Origin of the sequence: Flavobacterium sp., assembly GCF_035195345.1 — a bacterium.
In the GTDB taxonomy this organism is placed as follows: Bacteria; Bacteroidota; Bacteroidia; order Flavobacteriales; family Flavobacteriaceae; genus Flavobacterium.
On record NZ_CP136574.1, the window covers coordinates 2,626,492 to 2,651,658 of the forward strand.

The 25,167-nt window shown below is 31.5% G+C and carries 28 protein-coding genes; 19 read left to right on the plus strand and 9 right to left on the minus strand.

Annotated features, from left to right (window positions below; genetic code table 11):
• Window positions 1–2 precede the first annotated feature (2 nt).
• The 11 genes from RSE15_RS12180 (at window position 3) to ftsY (ending at window position 7,996) form a co-directional block, all read left to right on the plus strand.
• Entirely contained in the window at window positions 3–1,316 is a 1,314-nt protein-coding gene (locus RSE15_RS12180) for a dihydrolipoamide acetyltransferase family protein (RefSeq protein ID WP_324068822.1), read from the plus strand.
• Window positions 1,317–1,394: 78 nt separating this feature from the next.
• The gene (locus tag RSE15_RS12185) at window positions 1,395–2,345 is read left to right on the plus strand and encodes a YARHG domain-containing protein (RefSeq protein ID WP_324068823.1); all 951 of its coding nucleotides are present in this window, start codon (window positions 1,395–1,397) and stop codon (window positions 2,343–2,345) included.
• Between the two features lie 65 nt (window positions 2,346–2,410).
• Entirely contained in the window at window positions 2,411–2,977 is a 567-nt protein-coding gene (locus tag RSE15_RS12190) for a DUF2306 domain-containing protein (protein WP_324068824.1), read from the plus strand.
• Between the two features lie 39 nt (window positions 2,978–3,016).
• Complete coding sequence (locus RSE15_RS12195) at window positions 3,017–3,787, plus strand: 3'-5' exonuclease (protein ID WP_113988616.1); 771 nt, start codon at window positions 3,017–3,019, stop codon at window positions 3,785–3,787.
• A 62-nt stretch (window positions 3,788–3,849) separates the two neighbouring features.
• Entirely contained in the window at window positions 3,850–4,461 is a 612-nt protein-coding gene (locus RSE15_RS12200) for a fumarylacetoacetate hydrolase family protein (RefSeq protein ID WP_324068825.1), read from the plus strand.
• A 2-nt stretch (window positions 4,462–4,463) separates the two neighbouring features.
• Window positions 4,464–4,808: a histidine kinase gene (locus RSE15_RS12205; RefSeq protein ID WP_324068826.1), complete on the plus strand. Its 345-nt coding sequence runs from the start codon at window positions 4,464–4,466 to the stop codon at window positions 4,806–4,808.
• Between the two features lie 43 nt (window positions 4,809–4,851).
• Window positions 4,852–6,099, plus strand: a complete 1,248-nt coding sequence (locus RSE15_RS12210; protein ID WP_324068827.1) for a CinA family nicotinamide mononucleotide deamidase-related protein — start codon at window positions 4,852–4,854, stop codon at window positions 6,097–6,099.
• Between the two features lie 79 nt (window positions 6,100–6,178).
• The gene (rpmB, locus tag RSE15_RS12215) at window positions 6,179–6,421 is read left to right on the plus strand and encodes a 50S ribosomal protein L28 (RefSeq protein ID WP_008253904.1); all 243 of its coding nucleotides are present in this window, start codon (window positions 6,179–6,181) and stop codon (window positions 6,419–6,421) included.
• Between the two features lie 21 nt (window positions 6,422–6,442).
• On the plus strand, window positions 6,443–6,625 hold the full coding sequence (rpmG, locus tag RSE15_RS12220) for a 50S ribosomal protein L33 (RefSeq protein ID WP_008253902.1): 183 nt from the start codon (window positions 6,443–6,445) through the stop codon (window positions 6,623–6,625).
• Window positions 6,626–6,633: 8 nt separating this feature from the next.
• Window positions 6,634–6,786, plus strand: coding sequence for a DUF4295 domain-containing protein (locus RSE15_RS12225; protein ID WP_113988621.1), 153 nt, complete (start codon window positions 6,634–6,636; stop codon window positions 6,784–6,786).
• A gap of 229 nt (window positions 6,787–7,015) precedes the next feature.
• Window positions 7,016–7,996, plus strand: coding sequence for a signal recognition particle-docking protein FtsY (ftsY, locus tag RSE15_RS12230; protein WP_324068828.1), 981 nt, complete (start codon window positions 7,016–7,018; stop codon window positions 7,994–7,996).
• Window positions 7,997–8,203: 207 nt separating this feature from the next.
• Here the strand turns inward: ftsY and RSE15_RS12235 are convergent, their stop codons facing one another.
• Window positions 8,204–9,271 carry a serine hydrolase domain-containing protein gene (locus RSE15_RS12235; protein WP_324068829.1) on the minus strand — a complete coding sequence of 356 codons (1,068 nt, stop codon included), beginning with the start codon at window positions 9,269–9,271 and terminating at the stop codon, window positions 8,204–8,206.
• A gap of 102 nt (window positions 9,272–9,373) precedes the next feature.
• Here RSE15_RS12235 and RSE15_RS12240 point away from each other — a divergent pair, with 102 nt between their 5' ends.
• Window positions 9,374–9,790 (plus strand): lipocalin-like domain-containing protein, encoded by a 417-nt coding sequence (locus RSE15_RS12240; RefSeq protein WP_324068830.1) that lies wholly within the window; start codon window positions 9,374–9,376, stop codon window positions 9,788–9,790.
• Between the two features lie 2 nt (window positions 9,791–9,792).
• Window positions 9,793–10,089 (plus strand): DciA family protein, encoded by a 297-nt coding sequence (locus RSE15_RS12245; protein ID WP_324068831.1) that lies wholly within the window; start codon window positions 9,793–9,795, stop codon window positions 10,087–10,089.
• A gap of 82 nt (window positions 10,090–10,171) precedes the next feature.
• Here RSE15_RS12245 and RSE15_RS12250 read toward each other — a convergent pair whose 3' ends face one another.
• The 3 genes from RSE15_RS12250 to bshC form a co-directional block, all read right to left on the minus strand.
• On the minus strand, window positions 10,172–10,591 hold the full coding sequence (locus RSE15_RS12250) for a nucleoside-diphosphate kinase (protein WP_324068832.1): 420 nt from the start codon (window positions 10,589–10,591) through the stop codon (window positions 10,172–10,174).
• Window positions 10,592–10,647: 56 nt separating this feature from the next.
• Window positions 10,648–11,475, minus strand: a complete 828-nt coding sequence (locus RSE15_RS12255; protein WP_324068833.1) for a formylglycine-generating enzyme family protein — start codon at window positions 11,473–11,475, stop codon at window positions 10,648–10,650.
• 152 nt (window positions 11,476–11,627) lie between these two features.
• The gene (bshC, locus tag RSE15_RS12260; protein ID WP_324068834.1) at window positions 11,628–13,223 is read right to left on the minus strand and encodes a bacillithiol biosynthesis cysteine-adding enzyme BshC; all 1,596 of its coding nucleotides are present in this window, start codon (window positions 13,221–13,223) and stop codon (window positions 11,628–11,630) included.
• A gap of 105 nt (window positions 13,224–13,328) precedes the next feature.
• Here bshC and RSE15_RS12265 point away from each other — a divergent pair, with 105 nt between their 5' ends.
• The 4 genes from RSE15_RS12265 to RSE15_RS12280 all read left to right on the plus strand — a co-directional run bounded on the left by RSE15_RS12265 (window position 13,329) and on the right by RSE15_RS12280 (window position 19,237).
• On the plus strand, window positions 13,329–15,524 hold the full coding sequence (locus RSE15_RS12265; protein WP_324068835.1) for a B12-binding domain-containing radical SAM protein: 2,196 nt from the start codon (window positions 13,329–13,331) through the stop codon (window positions 15,522–15,524).
• 93 nt (window positions 15,525–15,617) lie between these two features.
• Window positions 15,618–16,103: an acyl-CoA carboxylase biotin carboxyl carrier protein subunit gene (locus RSE15_RS12270; RefSeq protein WP_324068836.1), complete on the plus strand. Its 486-nt coding sequence runs from the start codon at window positions 15,618–15,620 to the stop codon at window positions 16,101–16,103.
• Between the two features lie 110 nt (window positions 16,104–16,213).
• Window positions 16,214–17,653: an acetyl-CoA carboxylase biotin carboxylase subunit gene (locus tag RSE15_RS12275; RefSeq protein WP_324070475.1), complete on the plus strand. Its 1,440-nt coding sequence runs from the start codon at window positions 16,214–16,216 to the stop codon at window positions 17,651–17,653.
• 42 nt (window positions 17,654–17,695) lie between these two features.
• Window positions 17,696–19,237, plus strand: coding sequence for an acyl-CoA carboxylase subunit beta (locus RSE15_RS12280; RefSeq protein WP_324068837.1), 1,542 nt, complete (start codon window positions 17,696–17,698; stop codon window positions 19,235–19,237).
• Between the two features lie 13 nt (window positions 19,238–19,250).
• On the opposite strand, the gene RSE15_RS12285 is transcribed toward RSE15_RS12280, so the two are convergent.
• From RSE15_RS12285 to RSE15_RS12305, 5 genes are all read right to left on the minus strand, one after another.
• Window positions 19,251–19,592, minus strand: a complete 342-nt coding sequence (locus tag RSE15_RS12285) for a DUF6787 family protein (protein ID WP_324068838.1) — start codon at window positions 19,590–19,592, stop codon at window positions 19,251–19,253.
• A 3-nt stretch (window positions 19,593–19,595) separates the two neighbouring features.
• A complete protein-coding gene (locus tag RSE15_RS12290; RefSeq protein WP_324068839.1) occupies window positions 19,596–20,027 on the minus strand; it encodes a DUF6146 family protein in 432 nt (143 codons plus the stop codon).
• Between the two features lie 73 nt (window positions 20,028–20,100).
• A complete protein-coding gene (locus tag RSE15_RS12295; protein ID WP_324068840.1) occupies window positions 20,101–21,057 on the minus strand; it encodes a D-2-hydroxyacid dehydrogenase in 957 nt (318 codons plus the stop codon).
• Between the two features lie 33 nt (window positions 21,058–21,090).
• The gene (gene serC / locus RSE15_RS12300; RefSeq protein ID WP_324068841.1) at window positions 21,091–22,161 is read right to left on the minus strand and encodes a 3-phosphoserine/phosphohydroxythreonine transaminase; all 1,071 of its coding nucleotides are present in this window, start codon (window positions 22,159–22,161) and stop codon (window positions 21,091–21,093) included.
• Window positions 22,162–22,309: 148 nt separating this feature from the next.
• On the minus strand, window positions 22,310–23,368 hold the full coding sequence (locus tag RSE15_RS12305) for an acyl-CoA reductase (protein WP_324068842.1): 1,059 nt from the start codon (window positions 23,366–23,368) through the stop codon (window positions 22,310–22,312).
• Between the two features lie 110 nt (window positions 23,369–23,478).
• Between RSE15_RS12305 and RSE15_RS12310 the strand changes: the two genes are divergently transcribed.
• Both RSE15_RS12310 and RSE15_RS12315 read left to right on the plus strand, forming a co-directional pair.
• The gene (locus tag RSE15_RS12310) at window positions 23,479–23,829 is read left to right on the plus strand and encodes a 4Fe-4S dicluster domain-containing protein (protein WP_324068843.1); all 351 of its coding nucleotides are present in this window, start codon (window positions 23,479–23,481) and stop codon (window positions 23,827–23,829) included.
• Window positions 23,830–23,961: 132 nt separating this feature from the next.
• Window positions 23,962–25,161 (plus strand): peptidase associated/transthyretin-like domain-containing protein, encoded by a 1,200-nt coding sequence (locus RSE15_RS12315; RefSeq protein ID WP_324068844.1) that lies wholly within the window; start codon window positions 23,962–23,964, stop codon window positions 25,159–25,161.
• Window positions 25,162–25,167: the final 6 nt, after the last annotated feature.

The window sequence follows — 25,167 nt, forward strand, 5'->3', positions numbered from 1 at the left end:
ATATGGCAAAGTTTGAATTGAAATTACCTAAAATGGGTGAAAGTGTTGCTGAAGCAACCGTAACCAACTGGTTAAAAAAAGTTGGCGATAAAATTGAAATGGATGAAGCAGTTCTTGAAATAGCTACTGATAAAGTAGATAGTGAAGTGCCTTCGGAAGTTGCAGGAACACTTGTTGAAATTTTATTTAATACCGATGATGTAGTTCAAGTAGGACAAACTATCGCTATTATCGAAACCGAAGGTGGTGCTGTTGCATCAACTCCAGATGTTAAAGCAGACACTCCAGTTGCAGTTGCTGAAGTTGCTAAAGAAGTAGAATCAGCAAAAGAAACTGTTGCTCCAGCAGATTTTTCAACATCGGATAAATTCTTTTCGCCATTAGTAAAAAATATTGCAAAAGAAGAAGGAATATCTTTAGCCGAATTAGAGACAATTGCTGGTTCTGGTAAAGATGGTCGCGTAAACAAAGAAGATTTATTAAATTATATCAAAAATAGAGGAAGTCAAACTAGTGTTCAGTCTTCAACTTCAAGTATTCAGTCAACTCCTGTTGCTCAAAACTCGAAACCCGTAACTTCAAACCCGCAACCGGTTTCTGTAAATGGTGGGGATGAGATTGTGGAAATGGACAGAATGCGTAAGTTGATTTCGGGTTACATGGTAGCTTCGGTTCAAACTTCGGCTCACGTACAATCGTTCATTGAAGTTGATGTTACTAATATCGTAAAATGGAGAGATAAAGTGAAAGCTGCTTTCGAAAAGAGAGAAGGTGAGAAGCTAACTTTTACTCCAATTATGATGGAAGCGGTTGCAAAAGCTTTGAAAGATTTCCCAGGAATGAATATTTCAGTTGATGGTGATTTTATTATTAAACGTAAAAATATCAATTTAGGAATGGCTGCTGCTTTACCAAACGGGAACTTAATTGTTCCTGTAATTAAAAATGCTGACCAATTAAACTTAGTTGGAATGGCAAAAGCAGTAAACGATTTAGGAAACCGTGCTAAAGCAGGAAAATTAAAACCAGACGATACGCAAGGCGGAACATATACAGTTACAAATGTAGGAACTTTTGGTTCTATTTTTGGAACGCCAATTATCAACCAACCACAAGTAGGTATTTTAGCTTTAGGAGCCATTAGAAAAGTGCCTGCGGTTATTGAAACCCCAGAAGGTGATTTCATTGGAATCCGTCAAAAAATGTTCTTATCACACTCTTATGATCATAGAGTAGTTGATGGAGCGTTAGGAGGAAGTTTCGTGAAACGCGTTGCAGATTATTTAGAAGCTTTTGATGTAAACAGAGATTTCTAATTTCAGATAAATTATAAATTAACCCGATACTGAAAAGTGTCGGGTTTTTTGTTATTTTTGATTTATTAAATCCATCTTATGAAATTTTTGTATCCATTAATTTGTATCTTATTCTTAACTATTTCTTGTAAAGAAGCAATTAAAAATGAAAGGAAATTTGTAGCAGAGCAAACTTTTGAAGAAATTCAATTCGTAGAACCAAAGGTTAGTAATAGCTTAGTTGTGAATAGCAAAGAAGATTTGTTAGGTTATTGGGTGGGCGATTTTAATGCTAATTTATCGGATGAAGAAATGGATACAATTTATGGAAACGAAAAATATTCAAACTTAATTACTAGAAAAATCACATTTTCGATAGATGAAATTAAAGGTGATTCTATCATTGGACATTCAATTTCTGCTGGAAATATTAGTCCGTTTAAAGGTGTATTGTTTGAAAATACATCCGGTTTTACAATGCAAGTTGATGAGTTCAAAAAAGCAAAAACCGATGGAAATTTTTCAATTCAAATTAAAAAGACCGATTCTGTTATGAAAGGAAATTGGGAAGCTTACAAACAGTCTGAATTAATGATTTATAAACGAAATTTTGATTTAAAGAAGAAACTTTTTGTTTATGATAAAGCACAAAACTTAGACATGACTTTCTTTGATACAGATAAATCAAAAGAATATGTTTATGCTACAGATACAATTGATGGGAAGGTTGAAGAGTATATTGATAACGAATATTATGCAACTACAGAAAAGTTGTTCGAAAAGAACGCTTCAAATGAAGAATTAACTTCTGATTTCGTTTCCAATTTATCAAAAGCCGATATTTTTATTCTCAGAAATTCAATTTTTGCCCGTCACGGATTCGCTTTTCGCGATAAGCAATTGCGTGTTTATTTTGAACAATTTGATTGGTATATGCCAGTTTTTGGGGATATTAAAGATGAATTAACCGAAATCGAAAAGAAAAATATCGATTTACTACTTCGTTATGAGCAAAATGCGGAAGAATACTATGATACTTTTGGAAGATAATGTGGATTAAATATTCAAAATATCTTTTGTGGATTGGATATATTTATTTTTCATATCTACTTTTATTGATAACACTTCAGTATATTCCATATGATACTGATGTAGCTTTTTTACGAATTAAACAAGAGGTAATTGTTTTAAATCATTACAAAATTGCTTTTTTCACACATGTGTACACGAGTATTTTTTTGATGATTTTTGGTGCATTTCAGTTTTCAAATTACATTCAAAGAAAATACATAAAATTACATAGAATTTCAGGAAGAATTTATGTTGGAATCCTTTTGTTGCTTTCTGGACCAAGTGGTTTGGTAATGTCATATTATGCAAATGGTGGGTTGTTGGCACAAGTTTCTTTCTTGTTATTGTCAACTTTTTGGATGTTATTTACTTTTTTGTCTTTGTATTTTATTTTGAAAAAACAAGTGATTAAACACCAAAAGTTTGCTATCCGTGGCTTTGCATTGACCTTATCTGCAATTTCACTTCGATTGTTCAAATATCTATTAGTCTTCTTTTTTGAACCTTTACCAATGGATGCCTACAGTATTGCCGCCTGGTCTGGTTGGACTTTTAATTTATTGGTTGCCGAAATAATTATTTACTATAAATTTTCAAGAATTAGTAAATAAAAAAAATCTTCAATTATCTTTGTAGGATATATAATTACTATGGAATTAAAATTAACACGCCCAATCTGCTTTTTCGACCTTGAAACCACTGGAATTGATGTAGCAAGAGACCGAATTGTAGAAATCTCAATATTTAAAGTTTACCCCAACGGAAATAAAGAAAGCAAAACTTGGTTGGTAAATCCTACGATTCCAATTCCGCCACAAACTACTGCTGTGCACGGAATTACCGATGAAAAAGTAGCCAATGAGCCAACTTTCAAAGAATTAGCAACGCAAGTTCATAACATGATTAAAGATTCTGATTTGGCTGGATTTAATTCGGACAGATTTGATATTCCGCTTTTAGCCGAAGAATTATTGCGTGCTGAAGTTGATTTTGATATGAAAAACCGAGTTTCTGTCGATGTACAAACCATCTTTCATAAAATGGAAGAAAGAACGTTGAGTGCGGCTTATAAATTCTATTGTGGGCAAAGCTTAGAAAACGCACACAGTGCCGAAGCAGATACAATGGCAACGTATGAAATCTTAAAATCACAATTGGATCGTTATGAGAATTTAGAAAATGATATGAAATCGTTATCTGAATTTACAACGCGAAAAAAATCAGTTGACTTTGCTGGATTCATTGCTTTGAATAATGAAGGAAAAGAAATTTTTACTTTCGGAAAACACAAAGGTGCTTTGGTAGATGATGTTTTTGATAAAGAGCCAGGTTATTTTGGTTGGATTCAAAATGCTGATTTTCCGTTATATACCAAAAAAGTTTTGACGGCTATTAAATTGAGAAAGTTAAATACTAAATAGTGTAACTAGTAAAAAGTAATTAGTAACTAGTTGCTAATTACTTTTTATTAATCATTAAAACCATGAAAATAATTTGCATTGGGCGTAATTACGCTGATCATATTTCAGAACTTAATAATGAGAGACCAACAGAACCAGTAATCTTTATGAAACCTGATTCTGCTATTTTACCAAATAAAAACCCATTTGTAATTCCTGCTTTTAGTAATGATATTCATCATGAAGTAGAAATTTTGGTTAAGATTTGTAGAGTAGGAAAACATATTGATGCTAAATTTGCTCATAAATATTATGAAGAAATTGGTTTAGGTATCGATTTTACCGCTCGAGACGTGCAAAGTAAACTGAAAGAGAAGGGATTGCCTTGGGAAAAAGCTAAGGCATTTGACCATTCAGCGGTAATTGGAAACTTTATATCGAAAAAAAATTATTCTTCGCTAGAAAATATTAACTTTGAGTTAAAATCAAATCAAGTCACAGTTCAAGAGGGTAATACAAGTTTAATGTTGTGGAAAATTGATGAGTTAATTGCATATGTTTCTCAATATTTTACACTAAAAATTGGAGATATTATTTTTACAGGTACTCCAAAAGGTGTTGCCAAAGTTACAGAAGGTGATGTTTTAGAAGGTTTTATAGAAGGAGAATCGATGTTTAAAATTCAAATTAGGTAATTATGGCTTTACAATACAATTTAGCAAAAGTTTATGAGATTTCTGAAAATGATATTGAATTTGCTTTGCAAATCGTAACATTATTTTTTGAAGAAGTTCCAGCAGAAATTAAAGCCATAAAAATTGCGATAGAAGAAAAAGATTTCGATAAAGCCTATGCTTCATGTCATAAAATCAAACCTACATTAGATTTATTAGGAATGGATTTAGCTTATGAAGAAAATCTTCAAATCATAACTTGGGCTAAAGCCGAAGGTAAAAGAAAAGAAATTAAAGAAGTATTCAAGTCTTTAAAAGATAGAGTAGAATTAGCAGTAAAAGAAATAAAAAAAGATTTTAAACTGTAATTCTATTATAATTAAACTTCCCCAAAAACCATAAAATATTCAAATGAAAGCTGCTATAGTAACCATTGGCGATGAAATTCTTATTGGCCAAATTGTTGATACGAATTCTTCCTACATCGCTAAAGCGTTAGATAAAATCGGTATTGCAACGCATGAAATGTTGTCAATTTCAGATGACAAACAACATATTTTAGACACCTTCCATTCGCTTCAAAATAAAGTAGAAGTTATTATTGTAACTGGGGGATTAGGCCCTACAAAAGATGATATCACTAAAAAGACATTTTGTGATTATTTTCAAGATAGTTTAGTTGAAAATGAAGCTGTTTTAGCACATGTAAAATCAATTATTGAAGGGTTTTATAAGCGACCAATTACACAAATTAATAGAGAACAAGCATTAGTTCCAACCAAAGCAAAAGTGCTTTTTAATCAAGTAGGAACTGCGCCAGGAATGTGGATGGAAAAAGAAAATACTGTTTTTATTTCGCTACCAGGTGTTCCTTATGAAATGAAATACTTGATTGATAATGAGGTGATTCCAAATTTAGTTCAAAAATTTGAGCGCCCCTATATTGTCCATCAAACCATTATGACTTATGGTCGTGGGGAAAGTATGATTGCGGAGCAAATTGAAGATTGGGAAAATAATTTGCCACATTTTATTAAACTTGCTTACTTGCCTAGTCCAGGAAAAGTTAGGCTAAGATTAACTGCAAGAGGAGGAAATGAAGAGTTGTTAAAAAATGAAATAAAACAACAAGTTGAAAAACTAGATTTATTAATTGGTGATGTAATTGTTGGATATAATGAAGATGAACCAATCGAGGTTGTTTTAGGAAGATTGTTAACGAAAAATAATCTTACAATTTCAACAGCCGAAAGTTGTACGGGAGGAAAAATTGCAGCAACTTTGACGGCGGTTTCTGGAGCTTCAAATTATTTTAAAGGAAGCGTAGTTAGTTATGCTACTGAAACAAAAATAAATGTATTAGGAATTGATATTGAGTTTGTTGAAAAATACGGAGTTGTTAGTACAGAAGTAGCTTCAGAAATGGTAAAATCAGTTCAAAAAATAATGACTTCCGATTATGCAATTGCTACAACCGGAAACGCAGGACCAACAAAAGGTGATGCGCAAGCCGATTTAGGCATTGTTTATGTTGCTATTGCTACGCCAAATGCTGTTTTTGTAGAAGAATTTAATTTTGGTCAACCACGTGAAAAGGTTGTTGATAGGGCGGTTAGTAAAGCATTGGAATTAATTTATAAAGAAATTTTAAAAAAATAATAAAAGATAGTTGTGTATATGAAATCGATTTTGTTTCTTTGCACCCTGATTTTAGATAACGAAATAAAGCTGAATAATAATGTCAAGAGTTTGTGAACTTACAGGTAAAAGAGCAATGGTAGGGAACAATGTTTCTCACGCTATGAATAAAACAAAGAGAAAATTCTCTGTTAATTTAGTAAAAAAACGTTTTTACATTCCTGAAGAAGATAGATGGGTAACGTTGAAAATTTCAACTGCTGCATTAAAAACTATTAATAAAAATGGAATCGCTGCTGTATTGAAAAATGCAAAAGCTAACGGATTTGTAAAATCTGTATAATCCGCAATAATATATATCAAAATGGCAAAGAAAGGTAATAGAATCCAAGTTATTTTAGAATGTACAGAGCACAAAACTTCAGGGGTTCCTGGAACATCTCGTTACATTACTACTAAAAACAAAAAAAATACTCCAGATAGATTAGAGATTAAAAAATTTAATCCAATCTTAAAAAGAGTAACTGTACATAAAGAAATTAAATAAGATAAGTCATGGCAAAGAAAACCGTAGCAACGTTACAAACAGCTTCAAAAAGATTAACCAAAGCTATTAAAATGGTTAAATCTCCAAAAACTGGCGCTTACACATTCGTTGAATCTGTGATGGCTCCTGAATTAGTTGATGAATTCTTGAAAAAGAAATAATTCATAAAAAACAATTATATAGAAAAGCTACTTTCGTTTGAAAGTAGCTTTTTTATTTTTACATTTGCTACTATAATTATTTGAAGCCAAACAAAACGCTTTTTTTAATCTGTGTTCCCGCTTTCCGCACTACATGGTAGTTTGCTGCAATCGGGGCTATGGACAATCAAAAGGCTACTGAATTCTGTTTTCAATCAAATAATTGTAATAAATCAAAAAATCATCTCAAATGAGTTTTTTTAAAAAAATATTTTCTTCATCAAAAGCAGAACCCGTTTTAAACGAACAGGAAAAGCAATCATTGGATAAAGGTTTAGAAAAATCAAAAACATCTTTTTTCTCTAAACTTACCAAAGCTGTTGCTGGAAAATCAAAAGTTGATGCTGAAGTTTTAGATAATTTAGAAGAAATATTAGTTTCTTCTGATGTTGGGGTTAATACTACCCTGAAAATCATCGAGCGTATTGAAGAACGCGTTTCAAAAGACAAATACCTTGGAACTGATGAATTAAACGGAATCCTAAGAGAAGAAATTGCAGGTTTGTTATCAGAAACCAATTCAGGGGAAGCCACTCAGTTTGAAATTCCAGCAAATAAAAAACCATATGTAATCATGGTGGTTGGTGTTAATGGTGTTGGAAAAACTACGACAATAGGTAAACTAGCTTATCAATTTAAAAAAGCGGGTTACAACGTAGTTCTAGGGGCAGCAGATACGTTTAGAGCAGCAGCTATCGACCAATTGCAAATTTGGGCTGATAGAGTAGGTGTACCTATTGTAAAACAACAAATGGGGAGTGATCCTGCATCAGTAGCGTTTGATACGTTACAAAGTGCGGTGGCTCAAAATGCTGATGTTGTTATAATTGATACAGCGGGTCGTTTACACAATAAAGTTGGTTTAATGAACGAGCTTTCAAAAGTGAAAAAAGTAATGCAAAAAGTGGTGGAAAATACACCAAATGATGTACTTTTGGTTTTGGATGGGTCAACTGGGCAAAATGCATTCGAGCAAGCTAAACAGTTTACTGCAGCAACGGAAGTTTCTTGTTTAGCAGTTACTAAATTAGATGGAACCGCAAAAGGAGGAGTAGTTATTGGGATTTCTGACCAATTTCAAATTCCGGTTAAATATATTGGGGTAGGAGAAGGTATTGAGGATTTACAAGTTTTTAATAAATATGAATTTGTAGATTCATTTTTTAAATAAGATATATATTAGAGATGGAACTTTTAAAATACAAAACAGTTCGGTTGTTATTAGCAGCTATAATTATGGCTTTAATTGCCATACCTTTTAGTGATTATGATTTTATATTCCTTACCTTACGGTTAGCATCATTTGCAATATTTATGTACTTGTTAATTAAGTTTACGAGTGGTAAAAAGAAAGTAAAAAAATAAAAAATAAATGCTGTTAGTTGATAACAGCATTTATTTTTTGCCAAAGTACTTCATCAAAATCTGATAAAGCAAAGTTACTTCCATCTGCTGCGTCTCCCATTCTAATAATTACTAGTTTTCTGCTTGGGATTACATATATTTTTTGATCATTTTTACCTAATGCACAATACATATCATTAGGGCCAGATGGTATAAGTGAACCGTTCAACTGAATTTGGCTTTGCGGCATATGATAGCTTGCCTTTCCATTCAGCCACCATAGATATCCGTATGCCAAGTTGATGTTTTGAGAAGTAGCACTTGCATTTTCCATATAAACTTGAGGAACAACTTGTGTGTTTTCCCATTTTCCTTTATTTAATGCTAATAAGCCAAATCTAGCCATATTTCTAGTTGTACTCCAATATACACTCAAGCCTCCATCTTGAATCCAAGCACCGCCTGTCATGCCTATTTTATCTCTTAACTTAGTATTGAAATAGTTTGTCCATGTTTGACCCGTAGAAGTTGCCACAACGTCTTGTAGTTTAACGTATACGTTATGATAGGCCCAACGCGTGCCTGCATTTGCAACGTACTGTAAGTTTGCTGGAGAAACATCATCTCCAAGTGCATCGTTTAAACCAGAGGTCATGGTTAAAAGATGTTTGTTTGTAATTAAATTTTCTTTGATAAGTGGAGCACTTGTCCAACCTGTTCCAAGATAATCAGAAACTTTATTGTTAATATTTAAGAATCCTTCTTGTTCTGCTATTCCAGTGACTGTTGCAGTTAATGTTTTTCCAGCACTTGCCCAATACCATGGAGTGGTTGCAGTATGACCATTAAAATAATTTTCCATTACAATTTTTCCATTATGTAATATGATAAAGCTTTTTGTATTCTTCAATTCTAAATAATCTAATAGAGGTTGAACTTCGGATTGATTCCAATTTAAACTTTGAATAGTCTTGGTTTCCCAATTAGTTGATCCTATTGGAGGGAAATACATTTCTTCTTCTGGAATGGTTGAAGTTGAGGTTTCATCAGAGCTACAACTAATTAATACCATTGCTAACAAAAAAGTAATAATTTTTTTCATAGGAGTAAAACGTTTATATAATTGTTAGACAATAAAAGTAACGAATAGTTTAATTCAAAAAATAAATAGTTGTAATTTTATACCATAATTAAACTATACACAATGAAAAAAATATTTTTATTTATTGTTTTTGGCCTTTTATTGTCTTGTAAACAGACTATTTCTAAAACTGATTTGAATAATTTGAATGGTTATTGGGAAATTGAAAAAGTAGAACTTCCTGATGGAGATAAGAAAGAATATAAGGTAAATGAAACTATTGATTTTTTTAAAATTAAAGACGGAAAAGGTTTTAGAAAAAAAGTTATGCCTCAATTAGACGGCACCTATTTAACTAATGATATTCAGGAAGATATTGTTATTGCCGTTAAAGATGGTGATGCTACAATTAAGTATAAAACTACTTATGCTAGTTGGAACGAAGAAATTATCGAGTTGACAAAAGATAAATTAGTTATTAAAAACCAACAAGATTTTGAATATCATTACAAAAGACCGGTTAAATTTTCGATTAAATAAGTATGGCAAAGCGATTTAATGAAGAAAGCCCTATTAGTGATGTATTGAAACAATTTATATCTCAAAATAAATTGGAAGCGGGTATGGATGTTGTAAATGTTCGAGAGGCTTGGAAAAATTTAATGGGAAATGGTGTCAATAATTACACAACCGAAATTCAATTAAAAGGTTCAGTACTTTATGTAGCCTTATCTTCGGCAGTTTTGCGAGAAGAATTAAGTTACGGAAAAGATAAAATCATCAAAATGATTAACGAAGAACTTAGAAAAGATTTGGTAACGAATTTAATTTTGCGATAAAAAAATCCCGATTCATTGAATCGGGATTTTATATTTTTATACATAATCGACTATACTGTCAACTGCGAATGAGCACTGAATACTAAAATTGCTCTCTTCCAGAAAAATGGAAAGCACCTTCAATAGCAGCATTCTCATCAGAATCAGATCCGTGAACTGCATTTTCACCAATTGAAGTAGCGTATTTTTTACGAATAGTTCCTTCAGCAGCATCTGCAGGATTTGTAGCTCCAATTAAAGTTCTGAAATCTTCAACAGCATTTTCTTTTTCCAAGATTGCCGCCACGATTGGTCCTCTTGTCATAAATTCAACTAATTCTCCGAAAAAAGGTCTTGCAGCATGAACAGCATAAAATGCTTGAGCGTCAGCAATTGTTAATTGTGTTAATTTCAAAGATACAATTTTGAAACCACCTTCATTAATCATGTTTAAGATACCACCAATATGTCCGTTTTCTACAGCATCTGGTTTAATCATTGTAAAAGTTCTGTTTGTTGCCATTTTTTATGTTTTTTGCAAAGTTACTATTATTAATAGGTTTTGCAAGAGTTTTTAAATTATTTTATAATTGATTTAGCAACTCTAAAACCATAAAATTCATGCGTTTTATTTGGTTCAGTAGAAATTCTGTTTGCAGGTCTTACGTAGTTAGCTTGGCTATCCCAAGATCCACCTCTAACGCTTCTTCTATTTCCCATTTCAGGTCCTCTTGGGTTATCTCCTTTTTCTAGTTTGTAGAAATCTTTGTTATACCAATCCCAACACCATTCCCATACGTTTCCGCTCATATCATATAGTCCTAATTCATTAGGTAATTTTGTTCCTATTGTATGAGGAGTTCCAGTGCTATTTCCTTTATGCCAAGCAATATCGTCTAATGAATTACTTCCACTATATTTAAATCCTTTAGAAAGTGTTCCGCCTTTTGCAGCAAATTCCCATTCTGCTTCAGTGGGTAATCTGTAACCATTAGCTTTAAAATTACAAATAAAGTTAGGACCTTTTTTAGAATATACTGGTTGTAATTTTTCTTTTTTACTTAACCAATTACAATAGGCTATTGCTTCATTCCAAGTTACACCATTTATTGGATGATTGTCTTGCCAGCCCCATGTTGGTTTTGAAGGCATTTTCATTTTATTAGCTTTGATGAACTGTTTCCATTCCCAAACGGTTACTTCAAATTTGCTAATTTCAAAGGTTGTTAGGTTAACATTGTGTTCTTTTTGTTCGTCAATATCGGCTAATCCATCAGAATTTTTGGAACCCATTTTGAAAGTTCCTCCTTCAATTTTTATTAATTCAGAGTTTAAAATAGTGTTTTTGAATGCGAATAAAGATAAAATTGCAATTAATAAGGTTGAATAAATCGTAATTTTTTTCATAAGTTGTGTTATTAATTTAGGGTATGCAAATATAACATTATTATAACATTGTTTGTAAAAAAATGTTATAATAATGTGATTGTGTCTTGTTTTAATGTTAAAAAAATAAATATATTATTTTTTGTTGGATAAAAAAGCTTTTTATTGATATTTTATAATATGACAACAGAAAAATGTTGTTCTAAAGGTTGTAGTTGGTTTTGTAGTTGATTTAAAAATGAATCGAAAGAATCAATTTCTTCACAAAAAGAACTAAAATTTGTCGTTCTTTCTTGCAATCCTTGGTTTGGAAAAAGTTGATTTTGAATTTGTATAATTCGTTCTAGTTTTTCATTATGAATTCTTTTTTCTGCTTTTAAAAGTCTTTTTTCTAAATTATCTAATCCTTTTAATTGCTTTACTTCTTGCGCTTTAACTGCTCCAAGGAATGAAGGATCTGTTTCGTGCGCGATTTCATTTACTACTTCAAATTGTCTTTTTAAGGTTTCTTTTTGTTCTGAAAAGTCAATAGTAAATTTAGAAAAATCCTTAGTTTTATTATTTAAAAGTGTTTTTTGGTCTAAGAAAATATCTTTCCAATGTAAGTGTAATTTATCTAATTTAGACTGTTGTTTTTTAGTTACTAAAAGCACTGAATTACGAACTAAAAGTACTGGAAACGTAATTTTATGGACTTCAAAATTTGATTTTAATTCTAACCAATAAGCAATTTCACCACCACCACCAATATAACATAAATTAGGTAAAACGACTTCTTGGTATAATGGTCTTAAAATAACATTAGGGCTAAAGTTTTCAGGATTATTCTCTAGTTCGGTTAGTAACTCGCTTTCAGAAAAAGATAAAAGAGTATTATTGATTTTATAATTTCCATTTTCATAAATAATACGCTCTCTTAATTGATCTTGAATATAGAATAAATTAATTTCTCGAGGATTTACTTGAATCGAATATTTTTTTATTAGCGGAAGTGTTTCATTTACTTTTTTAAATGAAGTTTGATGTAATAATTCGTTTTTGGCATACGGAATAAATATTTTTTTTAGTTCTGAATCATCTCCATCAACAATAACTAATCCTTCTTTTTGAAATAGTTTATAGGTTAAATATCTTGTTGCATCTGCTAGATTGTCATGTTCAAGATATGATTTTTGGAATAAATCTCTCAAATAATTGGCATTATTGCCTAAGCCTAATTCGAAAGAAAAAGCATCAAAAACGTTATCTAACCCTTGAGTATTTAATCTACCAACAGGTCCATTACTTTCTTTTTCCCATCGGATTTTCTTTTCTTTAAAATTAAAAAAATTAATTTCTTCAAAATCATGATCTTCGGTTGCCATCCAATAAATAGGAACAAAATTATTTTCAGGATAAGCAGCTTTTAGCTCTTTAGTTAAATTAATTACTGTAATAATTTTATAAATAAAGTATAAAGGGCCCGTAAGTAAATTTAACTGATGGCCAGTTGTAATTGTAAAGGTATTAGGTTGATTTAAAAGCTCAATATTGTTAGTAGTTACTTCCGAAATGTGAAAATTAGTATGTTGTTTTTTTAAAGCATCTACTAAAATTTTTCTATTTTCAATTGGAAAATTTTCTCCTTTTTCTTCTAACTGAAATTTAAAGTTTTCTATAGTTGGGAAGCGATTGTATAACGATTTTAATTCAGATTTTTGGTCTAAATAATCAACAATTAGCGGAATGAAATAGCCTGAATTTTGATACGTTATACAGTCGTTTGGCATTTTAGTTATTTTTTTGCTAAAATACTAAAAATCTTTGTTCCTAAAACGTCTTTAACAAGGAGTTAGTATTTAAAAAAAGAGTTATTTTTGCTAAAATTATTCACATTGAAAAACCTCCTTCTAATCACACCACCTTTTACCCAACTGAATACACCGTATCCAGCAACAGCTTATATTAAAGGTTTTTTGAATACCAAAAATATTTCGGCGTTCCAAATGGATTTAGGGATTGAAGTGATTTTAGAATTGTTTTCAAAAAAAGGTTTAGAAAGTTTGTTTCAAGTTTCAAGTTTCAAGTTTGGAGAATTTGGACCAAATTCACAGCGAATTTATGCGCTCAAAGACGAATACATCAAAACAATAGATTCTGTAATTGCTTTTCTTCAAGGAAAAAATCCATCGTTAGCTCGACAAATTTGTGCTGGAAATTTTCTTCCAGAAGCATCACGATTTGACCAATTAGACGATATGGAATTTGCTTTTGGTAGTATGGGAATGCAAGATAAAGCCAAACATTTAGCCACCTTATATTTAGAAGATTTATCGGATTTTATTGTAGAATGTGTTGATGAAAATTTCGGTTTTAGTCGTTATGCAGAGCGTTTGGGAAGAAGCGCAAATTCGTTTGATGAACTTTACAATCATTTACAAAACGAAAGAACTTTTATAGACGAAATCACAATCAAAATTTTAAATAATAGAATAGAAGAAGTTCAACCAAAATTAGTTTTAATTTCAGTTCCTTTTCCTGGAAATTTATACAGTGCTTTTCGTTGTGCACAGTTTTTAAAAGCTAATTTTCCAAATGTGAAAATTGCAATGGGTGGCGGATTTCCTAACACGGAACTTCGTGAATTAAAAGACCAACGTGTTTTCGAATTCTTTGATTTTATTACGTTAGATGATGGTGAATTACCAGTTGAATTGCTTCATAATTTTATTTGTCATTCTGAACTTGTTTCAGAATCTGAATTTAAAAGAACTTTTCTTCTAGAAAACAACCAAGTAGTATATAAAAACACCACCACACGTCACGATTACAAACAAAGTGAAGTAGGAACACCAGATTATTCTGATTTATTGCTAGATAAATATATTTCGGTCATCGAAATTGCCAATCCTATGCACAGTTTATGGAGCGATGGACGGTGGAACAAGCTCACGATGGCACATGGTTGTTATTGGGGAAAATGTACATTTTGTGATATTTCTTTAGATTATATTAAGTTATACGAACCCATCGCTGCTAAAATTTTGGTAGACAGAATGGAAGAATTAATCGCTCAAACAGGCGAAAACGGATTCCATTTTGTAGACGAAGCAGCACCGCCAGCTTTAATGCGTGAAGTAGCGCTGGAAATCATTAAACGTAAATTAGTAGTCACTTGGTGGACAAATATTCGTTTCGAAAAAAGCTTCACCGCTGATTTATGTTTTTTATTAAAAGAATCCGGTTGTATTGCGGTTTCTGGCGGATTAGAAGTGGCTACAGATCGCCTTTTAGAATTAATCAAAAAAGGAGTTACCGTAGAGCAAGTAGCAAAAGTTACCCGAAATTTCACTGAATCTGGTATAATGGTACATGCATATTTAATGTACGGTTACCCAACACAAACCATTCAAGAAACAGTAGATAGTTTAGAAATGGTGCGTCAATTGTTTGAATTAGGTGTTTTACAAAGTGGTTTTTGGCATCAATTTGCTATGACAGCGCATTCTCCTGTGGGAATGTTCCCTGAGGAATTTGGGGTAATTCCAGAACAAAACAAAATTACATTTGCTAATAACGACATTAATTTTAAAGATAAAACGGGAATCAATCACGATAAGTTTAGTTTTGGATTAAAGAAATCATTATTCAATTTCATGCATGGAATTTGTTTTGATTATGATTTGCAAGATTGGTTCGATTTTAAAATTCCTAAAACAAAAATTGCACCTGATTTTATATCTAATTGTTTAGAAAAAGAGCAAAATTTCACTACAAAACCAAATGCAAAAGTCGTTTGGTTGGGAAAAAATCCGCAAGTTGAAACTTTTACCAAATCTAAAAAGGGAAATTCTTGGGAAATGATGAAATTAACGTTTCATAACAAAACGCATACATTTGATATAGTTTTAAATAAAACAGAAGGAGAATGGTTAGTTTCTGTATTAGAATTACTTTCAATTCAAGCAGAACATAAAATCACTTTTTCACAATTAAAAGCGAATTTTGAGAGTGAATTAGCTGATTTTGAATTGTTTTGGTATGGTAAACCTGTTCAAACTTTAAGGAAATCAGGGTTACTTTTGTTATAATTTAGCTATATTATTTTTACAAATTTTATGAGATTTATCATTTACGCAAACGTTTTCTTTTTGTAAGTTTACGTCAACTAAAAACAAACTCATATGGATGTCAATTATAGACTTTTAGTAAATAATACTACTTCGTTTGAAGTTACTGAAAGTGAAAGCACAAAATTAAACGCTGTTAAAGTTGCTGAAAGTAATTTTCATGTACTTAAAGATAGTAAGCCTTACAAAGCTGAAATAGTTTCAGCAGATTTTATTTCCAAAAAATATACGGTTAAAATAAACAATAATTCATACGAAGTTGTTATTTCTAATGCTTTAGATGAATTAATCAAAAGTATGGGAATTGAGCGAGGAAAAACTAAAGTGGTTAACGCTATCAAAGCGCCAATGCCTGGTTTAATTCTAGAAATCAGTGTTGAAGTTGGTCAAAGCGTAAAAGAAAACGATCCTTTATTAATTCTTGAAGCTATGAAAATGGAAAATAGTTTCCTTTCGCCACGTGATGGAGTTATCAAATCTATTGCGGTTGAAAAAGGGAATGCGGTAGATAAAGGACAATTATTAGTTGAATTTGAATAAAAAGTTTAAAGTTTCAAGTTATGGTTTTCAATTTTATATAGTGACTCATTTTAACTTTGAATACAAACTTTTTCAACCTGAAACCTGAAATAAAAATCAAGATGAAAGAAATTAAAAAAATATTAGTTGCCAATCGCGGAGAAATTGCTATTCGAGTAATGAAAACCGCCAAAAAAATGGGTATTAAAACCGTAGCTGTTTTTTCCACTGCCGATAGAAATGCTCTTCACGTAAAATATGCTGACGAAGCCGTTTGCATTGGTGAAGCAGCTTCAAGTCAATCCTACTTACGTGGTGATAAGATTATCGAAGTTTGTAAAGATTTAGGTGTTGATGCAGTTCATCCAGGTTATGGATTTTTAAGTGAAAATTCTTCTTTTGCAGAAGCATGTGAAAAAAATAATATCATTTTCATCGGACCAAAATCGAAAGCCATTGAAATGATGGGAAGTAAATTAGCAGCCAAAGAAGCGGTTATGAAATATGATATTCCCATGGTTCCTGGAGTAGATCATGCAATTATTGATGTAGAAGAAGCTAAAAAAACAGCAAAAGCAGTTGGTTTTCCAATTTTGATAAAAGCATCTGCTGGTGGTGGTGGAAAAGGAATGCGTGTGGTTGAAAAAGAAGAAGATTTTGAATCACAAATGAATCGTGCAATTAGTGAAGCAACTTCTGCTTTTGGTGATGGTTCTGTTTTTATTGAAAAATATGTAACCAAACCACGACATATCGAAATCCAAATTATGGCTGATAGTCATGGAAATGTATTGTATATTTTTGAAAGAGAATGTAGTATTCAGCGTCGTCATCAAAAAGTGGTGGAAGAAGCACCTTCGTGTATTTTAACTCCTGAAAAACGTAAAGAAATGGGCGAAGCTGCTGTTAAAGTGGCTCGTGCTTGTGATTACCTTGGAGCTGGAACAGTTGAGTTTTTAATGGATGCCGATCATAATTTCTACTTTTTAGAAATGAATACACGTTTACAAGTAGAACATCCAGTTACAGAAATGATTTCGGGATTGGATTTGGTTGAATTGCAAATCCGTGTGGCTCGTGGCGAAGCATTAGATATTAAACAAGAAGATTTAAAAATTCACGGGCACGCTATGGAACTTCGTGTATATGCTGAAGATTCTATGAATGATTTCTTACCAAATGTAGGTTTTTTAAGTACTTATAAATTACCTGAAGGCGAAGGAATTCGTGTGGATAACGGTATTGAAGAAGGAATGGATGTGCCAATTTATTACGATCCAATGCTTTCCAAATTAGTAACTTACGGAAAAACTCGAGAAGAATCTATCGAATTAATGATTAAAGCCATCGATAATTATCATGTAGAAGGCGTAGCAACAACTTTGCCTTTTGGAAAGTTTGTAATGGAGCACGAAGCATTTCGTTCTGGTGATTTTGATACCGGTTTTGTAAAAGCCTATTATGATGCAGAAAAACTAAAATCAAAATTAGATATTGAAGCAGAAATCGCAGCAATGATTGCATTACAAAAATACCTTGAAGACCAAAAAGTGTTACGATTACCAAATTAATTGGCACATCGACAAATTGTCTAATTGACTCATTGGAAGAAAATGGAAGATAAAATAAAAATATTAAACGATAAAATAGCTTTAGCCAAATTAGGTGGAGGCGAGAAACGAATAGCTTCGCATCATGCTAAAAAGAAATTAACTGCAAGAGAGCGAGTAGAATACCTTTTAGATGAAGGTTCTTTTGAAGAAATTGGTATGTTAGTAACTCACAGAACAACCGATTTTGGAATGGAAAAAGAAATCTATTATGGTGATGGTGTAATTACAGGTTATGGAACAATTAACGGTAGAGTTGTCTATGTATTTGCACAAGATTTTACGGTTTTTGGAGGTTCTTTATCAGAAACGCATGCTGAGAAAATCTGCAAAGTAATGGACATGGCTTTGAAAAGTGGTGCACCAATGATTGGACTAAATGATTCTGGTGGTGCTCGTATTCAAGAAGGAGTTCGTTCATTAGGTGGTTATGCTGATATTTTCTACAGAAATGTACAATCATCAGGAGTTATTCCGCAAATTTCTGCAATACTTGGGCCATGTGCTGGAGGAGCTGTTTATTCGCCAGCAATGACTGACTTTACCATGATGGTGGAAGGAAATAGTTATATGTTTGTTACGGGTCCAAATGTGGTAAAAACAGTTACAAACGAAGAAGTAACATCGGAAGAATTAGGAGGAGCAAGCACGCATTCAACTAAATCGGGTGTAGCGCATATTACATCTCCCAATGGCGTAGAATGTTTGGAAGATATTAAAAAATTATTGAGCTATGTTCCGCAAAACAACAGAGAAACAACTCCTAAAATACCATATGTTTTAGGTGATGAAAAACGAGAAAAGTTAGATGCAATTGTTCCAGATAATGCGAATAAACCTTATGATATGCATGATGTTATTGCAAATATCATAGATGAAGATTCGTTTTTTGAAATTCACAAAGATTTTGCCGAAAATATCATCGTAGGTTTTGCCAGATTAGGTGGAAGAAGTATTGGAATTGTGGCTAATAATCCAAAATTTTTAGCGGGATGTTTAGATGTTAAATCATCTATTAAAGGTGCACGATTTGTCCGTTTTTGTGATTGTTTCAATATACCATTATTAGTATTAGAAGATGTACCAGGTTTCTTGCCAGGAACCGACCAAGAATGGAACGGAATTATTGTTCACGGAGCTAAATTATTATATGCATTTAGCGAAGCTACTGTTCCAAGAGTTACTGTGATTACTCGTAAAGCGTATGGTGGTGCTTATGATGTAATGAATTCAAAACACATTGGTGCTGACATGAATTTTGCATGGCCAGGAGCTGAAATTGCAGTAATGGGAGCAAAAGGAGCTTCTGAAATTATTTTCAAAAAAGAAATTAGTGAAGCTGCAGATCCAGCTGCTAAATTATTAGAAAAAGAAGCAGAATATGCAGAGTTATTTGCAAATCCATACACAGCTGCACAGCGCGGATTTATTGATGAGGTTATTTTACCTCATGATACGAGAAGAAAATTACTAAAAGCTTTTAGTATGCTAGAAAATAAAGTGGTTGATACACCCAAAAGAAAACACGGTAACATTCCGTTATAATAAGAAAGACCGACTAAATGTCGGTCTTTTGTTTTTTTAATTTGGAATCAACATAATTGGCTATAAAACCTAGTTTCATTCGATTTAGCATTTTCTTTTCAAATTCCCAAAAGAAAGTGAATTGACCGAAAATAAATCCCATTAAAACGAGTAAAACTTGATAGATAGGGAAAATTAGTACGATGCGTAAAACTCTATACAACCAATGAGGTTGAAATGTTTCAGGAATACCTATTAAGGTTAAAAATGGTTTCGCTAATTGTAACGAACTGAATCCAGTAATTGCAAATACGATAAAAATAACTATTAATTGCAAATTTGTGGTTACGTTCCAGCGTTCTTTTAATTTCTTCATAATTTAAATTCTTGGTGAAAATCCACCGAGTTTTTGATTGTTTTTGAGTTGGAAATAAACTAAATAATTGTAAAGCATATAATTAACTTCGTAACCGTAATTAATATTAGTTTCATAATTAATTGTCATTTCATATAAATTTTGATTGTATTGTGAAGATAGCATTGCTCTTCTGTTCCATTCCAATACCCAAACTCTGTTTCTCGATTCTAAATATGATTTAGAATAATAATTTCTTGGTTTTGCGTTACTATTAAACCAAGAAGAAAACCCAACATCAATTATTAAAACCTCGTACTCAATTTCTTTATTTGCTATGCGAATTGTATCACTTTCTAGTTGTGATTTTTCTTCAATTTTTTTCTTACTCTGAGAAGCATTACAAGCAACTAGAATTAAAAATCCACTAAAAAGAAGTACAATACTACGTTTCATAGCTTAAAATTAAGAGTATAAAGATAAAAAAAAGCACCAAATAAATTGATGCTTTTAATCATTAATGATAGTTTTAATTGTTTTTCAACAAACTTATAATTTGTTCTGCTAATTCAGTTCCAATTCTATCTTGAGCTTCACCTGTAGCGGCACCAATATGTGGTGTTAATGAAATTTTTGGATGCATTAAAATTTTAATTTCTGGAGTAGGTTCATTCTCAAAAACATCTAAACCAGCGAATAATACTTTGTTATTGTCTAAAGCTTCTACAAGAGCAACTTCATCAATAACACCACCACGCGCACAATTTACAATTCCTACACCATCTTTTAATTGAGCAAATTCTTCTTTTCCAATTACATATCCATCTTGAGCAGGAACATGTAATGTAATAAAGTCAGAATGTTTAAAAATATCTTCTAAAGGTTCTGTTTTTATATCAACATTAATAAATTGACCATTGTAAAAATCTACACGAATAATAGCTTCGCTCACAAATTTATCAGCAGCAACTACTTTCATTCCTAAACCAAGAGCCATTTTAGCAACTGCTTGGCCAATACGACCAAAACCAATAATCCCTAAAGTTTTACCTCTTAATTCAACTCCATTTGCATAGGCTTTTTTTAATCCTTCAAAATGGGTGTCGCCTTCTAGTGGCATATTTCGGTTAGAATCATGTAAAAAACGTACCCCAGTAAATAAATGTGCAAATACTAATTCGGCTACACTTTCAGAAGAAGCAGCAGGTGTGTTAATTACATGTAATCCTTTTTCACGAGCATAAGTAACATCAATATTATCCATTCCAACACCACCACGACCAATGATTTTTAGTCCTGGACAAGCATCGATAATGTCTTTACGCACTTTTGTTGCACTTCTAACTAAAATAACTTTTACATCGTGGGTATTGATGTAGTTAGCCACTTGTTCTTGTGCTACTTTTGTTGTAATTACTTCAAAACCTCCTTTTTCTAAAGCTTTGATACCGCTTTTTGAAATTCCGTCGTTTGCTAATACTTTCATTCTATATATTTTTATTCTACTAATAACTAGTTACTAAATTTTATTTTCTAATTCTTTCATTACATCAACTAACACTTGAACACTTTCAATTGGTAGAGCATTATACATGGAAGCACGATATCCACCTACCGAACGATGTCCAGCTAAACCTGAAATACCTGCAGCTTTCCACATACTGTCAAATAATGCTTCATGTTCTGGATTTACTAAAACAAATGTTGGATTCATATTTGAACGATCTTCAGTTGCAGCAACTCCTTTAAATAAAGGGTTTCTGTCGATTTCTGAATATAATAAAGCTGCTTTAGCTTCATTTATTTTTTCAATTGCTGCAATACCACCTAATTTTTTTAACCATTGTAAAGTTAAAAGTGAAGCATAAATTGGAAACACTGGAGGTGTGTTATACATGCTCTCTTTTGAAATATGTTGTTGGTAGTCTAACATACTTGGAATTGTTCTTCCAGTTTTGCCTAAAATTTCTTCTTTAACAACAACTAGAGTTGCGCCAGCGGGTCCCATATTTTTTTGTGCTCCAGCATAAATTAAATCAAATTTTGAAAAATCTAAAACGCGTGAAAAAATATCAGAACTCATATCGCAAACTAAAGGAACATTTACAGTAGGAAACGATTTCATTTGTGTTCCAAAAATGGTGTTGTTACTCGTACAATGAAAATAACTTGCATCACTTGGAATTGAATAATCTTTTGGAATATGATTGTAGTTTTCTGCTTTAGATGATGCAACAACTATAGTTTCTCCAAAATGTTTTGCTTCTTTAATAGCACTATTTGCCCATGTTCCAGTATCTAAATAAGCAGCTTTTCCATCTACTTTCATTAAATTGTATGGAACCATTAAGAATTCTAAACTGGCTCCACCCGCTAAGAATAAGGCTTGATATCCTTTGCCTTCTAATCCTAAAAGTTCTAGAACTAAGGCTCTCGCTTCATCCATTACTGCAACAAAATCTTTGCTTCGGTGTGAAATTTCTAAAATTGATAAGCCAGAATTATTGAAATCTAAAATAGCTTGCGCCGATTTTTCAAAAACTTCTTGAGGAAGTATGCATGGACCAGCACTGTAGTTGTGTTTTTTCATTGTTGTGGAAGTAGTTATTTTTGAATATTTTTTTAAAACGACAAATTTCGTAAATAACAAATAAATATCATCCTTTAATTTGATAATAATTCTATAATATTATTAACGAAAACGTTTTATTATTAGGTAATAATTATTAAAAATGAAATTATATTTTTGATAAAAAGGCTAAAGTATCAACATTGTCTGCGTAATCCCAAAGTTTAGGCTGTTGTGTTTGTCCAAAAGCAACAGAATTTTGAGCAAAACAATTAGAGACGATGCATTGAATTTGTTCAGTTTCAGTTAGTAATCGAGAATTTAATTCCTCTAAATTATCATAGAATTCATAAAATACAGAAGAAATAGGGGATGCGTAACTACTATCTTCTTTGATTGTTAAAAATTCATTATCTAATAATTGAAAGTTACTCATTAAGAAAACCGCTTTATTGTAATCATAATTATTAGCATATTTTTCATATTTGATTACATCGCGGTATTCATACATCGCTTTGAAGAAGTTGTCAAAATTATAACCTTTAGGAACAAAAAGTTTAGAAACATTTCTACAACCTAATCCAAAATATCTAAAAATATCTTCGCCTAATAGCACTAAATCTTCAAATGATTCTTGTCCATTTAAAATAGCTACAGAATTTCTGTTTTTACGAATAATACTTGGTTTATCTTTAAAGTAATATTCAAAATATCTAGCGGTATTATTACTTCCTGTTGCAATAACAGCATCAAAACCTTCTAATTTACCTTCAACAAACGTTATTTTTGAGTTAAGTTTTGGTTCTATAGCAATCAAATATTTTGCTAAAAATTTTAATAAATATTGATCGTTTGAGGATGTTTTTACTAATACGTCATGACTAGAAATTAATACCGAAAGAAAATCATGAAAGCCTACTAATGGAATATTTCCAGCTAAAACTAGTCCTACTTTTTTTGTGGTTGTATTGGAGAAATCATATGGATTTATCCAGTTATTTAAGTTGTCTTCCGTTAATGCTTTTGCCCATGATTGAATGCTAAAGTAAACGTGTTCAGGGGTAAACCAGCCATTATGCGATTGTGAAAGAGTTATTAAATCTTCAAAATCGTGAAAGAACAAATCGTTTTGTAAAACCGAAGCGTTTTTTGTATTTCTGTCTTCAGAAAATTGACGCAAGAAATTTCCTAATTCAACAAAACTCGATTTTATTTCAATTTGTAACATTTGTAACTTGTTTATATTTGGTTTACATTGTATTTTTGTAGCGCAAAATTAATCATTATATTAGAATATCAAGTTTTTCTGAATTCTAATTTCTAAACATAAAAGCAAACATGGCAATTATAATAACAGACGAGTGTATCAACTGCGGGGCTTGTGAGCCTGAGTGTCCAAATACAGCAATTTATGAAGGCGCTGATGATTGGAGATGGAAAGATGGTACAAAATTAAGCGGAAAAGTAATTTTACCTGATGGAACAGAAGTTGATTCCGATGCGTCTCAAACTCCAATTTCTGATGATATTTATTACATAGTTCCTGGAAAATGTACCGAATGTAAAGGGTTTCATGAAGAACCACAATGTGCTGCGGTTTGTCCAGTAGATTGTTGTGTGCCAGATGATAATCATGTGGAGAGCGAAGAAACGTTATTAAACAGACAATCATTTTTACATAACGAATAATCGTTTTTAAAATCAATAATCAAAGAGAATTTTCAATAGAAAGTTCTCTTTTTTGTTTTATAGCCATAAAAAATAGGATTAGAAGTGTGTTTTTGACATTTTTTCGTTAAATTTGATAGATAGCAAATTTTTATGATAAAAAAACTTACTTTTTTATTCTTGTTTTTTTCTTCGATGGTTTTCTCACAAAGTATCGAATATACAATTATTGTAAAAGATTTTGATACAGATTTGCCTATAGAAGAAGTTACCATAACTGCTTTAAGAACACGACAAGGATTTTTAACTAATAAAGATGGGAAAGCATTTGTTAGTTTAAGTAAAAGTTCTGATTTGGAATTTATTCATTCGTCTTATAAAACCATTGTTATTAAAATAGCCACATTAAATAAAAATGAAAATGTGGTCTATATGGAGCCAAATACGCAACAACTTGAAGAATTCATTATTACTAAAGATCATCCCCAACAAATTTTAAAGAGAATTGTTGAAAATTCTAAAGATAAAATGACAATCCCGATGAATTTAAAAATCTATTTACGGGAGTTTTATAAACGCGATAGTGAAATAGTTTTTTTTAACGATGGATTGATTAATTTTCAAATACTTGGAAATGAAAAAAATATTAAAACAGATATTTTAGTAGAACAAAATAGAGCCGTTGGAGTTTTAGATGGAGACATTGATTCTAATATTTTAGGATATGATTTAAACAATATTATTGAAAATTATTATCAGTTTAAATATTTAGATGAAGTACTTGATAATAGTGCTAAGAAAACATATGATTTTTCCATTAAAACATATCCTTCAAATGAAGATTATTTAGTGATTAAAATTGTTCCATTTCCAGAATATCAAGGGATTCTATCCGATTTTATTATTGTGTATGATAGTAATAAAAAAATAATTGTTGAGTTGAGTTCTTATGTTTCCTCAGAAAGACTTCAAAAGTATAAAGAGAGCATGTTTGCTAGTCGAAAAGTCTATAAATTAGAATTTAAAAACACATTTCGATTGGATGGTGATGTTTACTATTTAGCCAATTCAAAAGAAGTAATTGGTTTTGAAAAACGCTACAAGAAAAAAGATCGAAGAATAGAAGTGAAAAATCACATGGTTATTACAGATTTCGATAAACAGCCTTTTGAATACAACGATAAAAATATATTTAAAGGAAAATCTCTAATCAATAAGAAAACTTCTTTTTTTACGAATTATTGGGATGTTGAATCAGGTTTTGTTTCTACTGCAGAAGAGAAAGCGGTTATAGAAAGTCTAGGAAAAGCAAAAGAAGATATTCAAAACGAAGAGCAAAATCCTAAAGAATAATTAAGC

Excerpts from the sequence above, each read along its gene's own strand:
- RSE15_RS12180 (WP_324068822.1), top strand. The coding sequence starts at position 3 with ATGGCAAAGTTTGAATTGAAATTACCTAAAATGGGTGAAAGTGTTGCT.
- RSE15_RS12185 (WP_324068823.1), top strand. The coding sequence starts at position 1,395 with ATGAAATTTTTGTATCCATTAATTTGTATCTTATTCTTAACTATTTCT.
- RSE15_RS12195 (WP_113988616.1), top strand. The coding sequence starts at position 3,017 with ATGGAATTAAAATTAACACGCCCAATCTGCTTTTTCGACCTTGAAACC.
- RSE15_RS12200 (WP_324068825.1), top strand. The coding sequence starts at position 3,850 with ATGAAAATAATTTGCATTGGGCGTAATTACGCTGATCATATTTCAGAA.
- RSE15_RS12205 (WP_324068826.1), top strand. The coding sequence starts at position 4,464 with ATGGCTTTACAATACAATTTAGCAAAAGTTTATGAGATTTCTGAAAAT.
- RSE15_RS12210 (WP_324068827.1), top strand. The coding sequence starts at position 4,852 with ATGAAAGCTGCTATAGTAACCATTGGCGATGAAATTCTTATTGGCCAA.
- rpmB (WP_008253904.1), top strand. The coding sequence starts at position 6,179 with ATGTCAAGAGTTTGTGAACTTACAGGTAAAAGAGCAATGGTAGGGAAC.
- rpmG (WP_008253902.1), top strand. The coding sequence starts at position 6,443 with ATGGCAAAGAAAGGTAATAGAATCCAAGTTATTTTAGAATGTACAGAG.
- RSE15_RS12225 (WP_113988621.1), top strand. The coding sequence starts at position 6,634 with ATGGCAAAGAAAACCGTAGCAACGTTACAAACAGCTTCAAAAAGATTA.
- ftsY (WP_324068828.1), top strand. The coding sequence starts at position 7,016 with ATGAGTTTTTTTAAAAAAATATTTTCTTCATCAAAAGCAGAACCCGTT.
- RSE15_RS12235 (WP_324068829.1), bottom strand. The coding sequence starts at position 9,271 with ATGAAAAAAATTATTACTTTTTTGTTAGCAATGGTATTAATTAGTTGT.
- RSE15_RS12240 (WP_324068830.1), top strand. The coding sequence starts at position 9,374 with ATGAAAAAAATATTTTTATTTATTGTTTTTGGCCTTTTATTGTCTTGT.
- RSE15_RS12245 (WP_324068831.1), top strand. The coding sequence starts at position 9,793 with ATGGCAAAGCGATTTAATGAAGAAAGCCCTATTAGTGATGTATTGAAA.
- RSE15_RS12250 (WP_324068832.1), bottom strand. The coding sequence starts at position 10,591 with ATGGCAACAAACAGAACTTTTACAATGATTAAACCAGATGCTGTAGAA.
- RSE15_RS12255 (WP_324068833.1), bottom strand. The coding sequence starts at position 11,475 with ATGAAAAAAATTACGATTTATTCAACCTTATTAATTGCAATTTTATCT.
- bshC (WP_324068834.1), bottom strand. The coding sequence starts at position 13,223 with ATGCCAAACGACTGTATAACGTATCAAAATTCAGGCTATTTCATTCCG.
- RSE15_RS12270 (WP_324068836.1), top strand. The coding sequence starts at position 15,618 with ATGGATGTCAATTATAGACTTTTAGTAAATAATACTACTTCGTTTGAA.
- RSE15_RS12280 (WP_324068837.1), top strand. The coding sequence starts at position 17,696 with ATGGAAGATAAAATAAAAATATTAAACGATAAAATAGCTTTAGCCAAA.
- RSE15_RS12285 (WP_324068838.1), bottom strand. The coding sequence starts at position 19,592 with ATGAAGAAATTAAAAGAACGCTGGAACGTAACCACAAATTTGCAATTA.
- RSE15_RS12290 (WP_324068839.1), bottom strand. The coding sequence starts at position 20,027 with ATGAAACGTAGTATTGTACTTCTTTTTAGTGGATTTTTAATTCTAGTT.
- RSE15_RS12295 (WP_324068840.1), bottom strand. The coding sequence starts at position 21,057 with ATGAAAGTATTAGCAAACGACGGAATTTCAAAAAGCGGTATCAAAGCT.
- serC (WP_324068841.1), bottom strand. The coding sequence starts at position 22,161 with ATGAAAAAACACAACTACAGTGCTGGTCCATGCATACTTCCTCAAGAA.
- RSE15_RS12305 (WP_324068842.1), bottom strand. The coding sequence starts at position 23,368 with ATGTTACAAATTGAAATAAAATCGAGTTTTGTTGAATTAGGAAATTTC.
- RSE15_RS12310 (WP_324068843.1), top strand. The coding sequence starts at position 23,479 with ATGGCAATTATAATAACAGACGAGTGTATCAACTGCGGGGCTTGTGAG.
- RSE15_RS12315 (WP_324068844.1), top strand. The coding sequence starts at position 23,962 with ATGATAAAAAAACTTACTTTTTTATTCTTGTTTTTTTCTTCGATGGTT.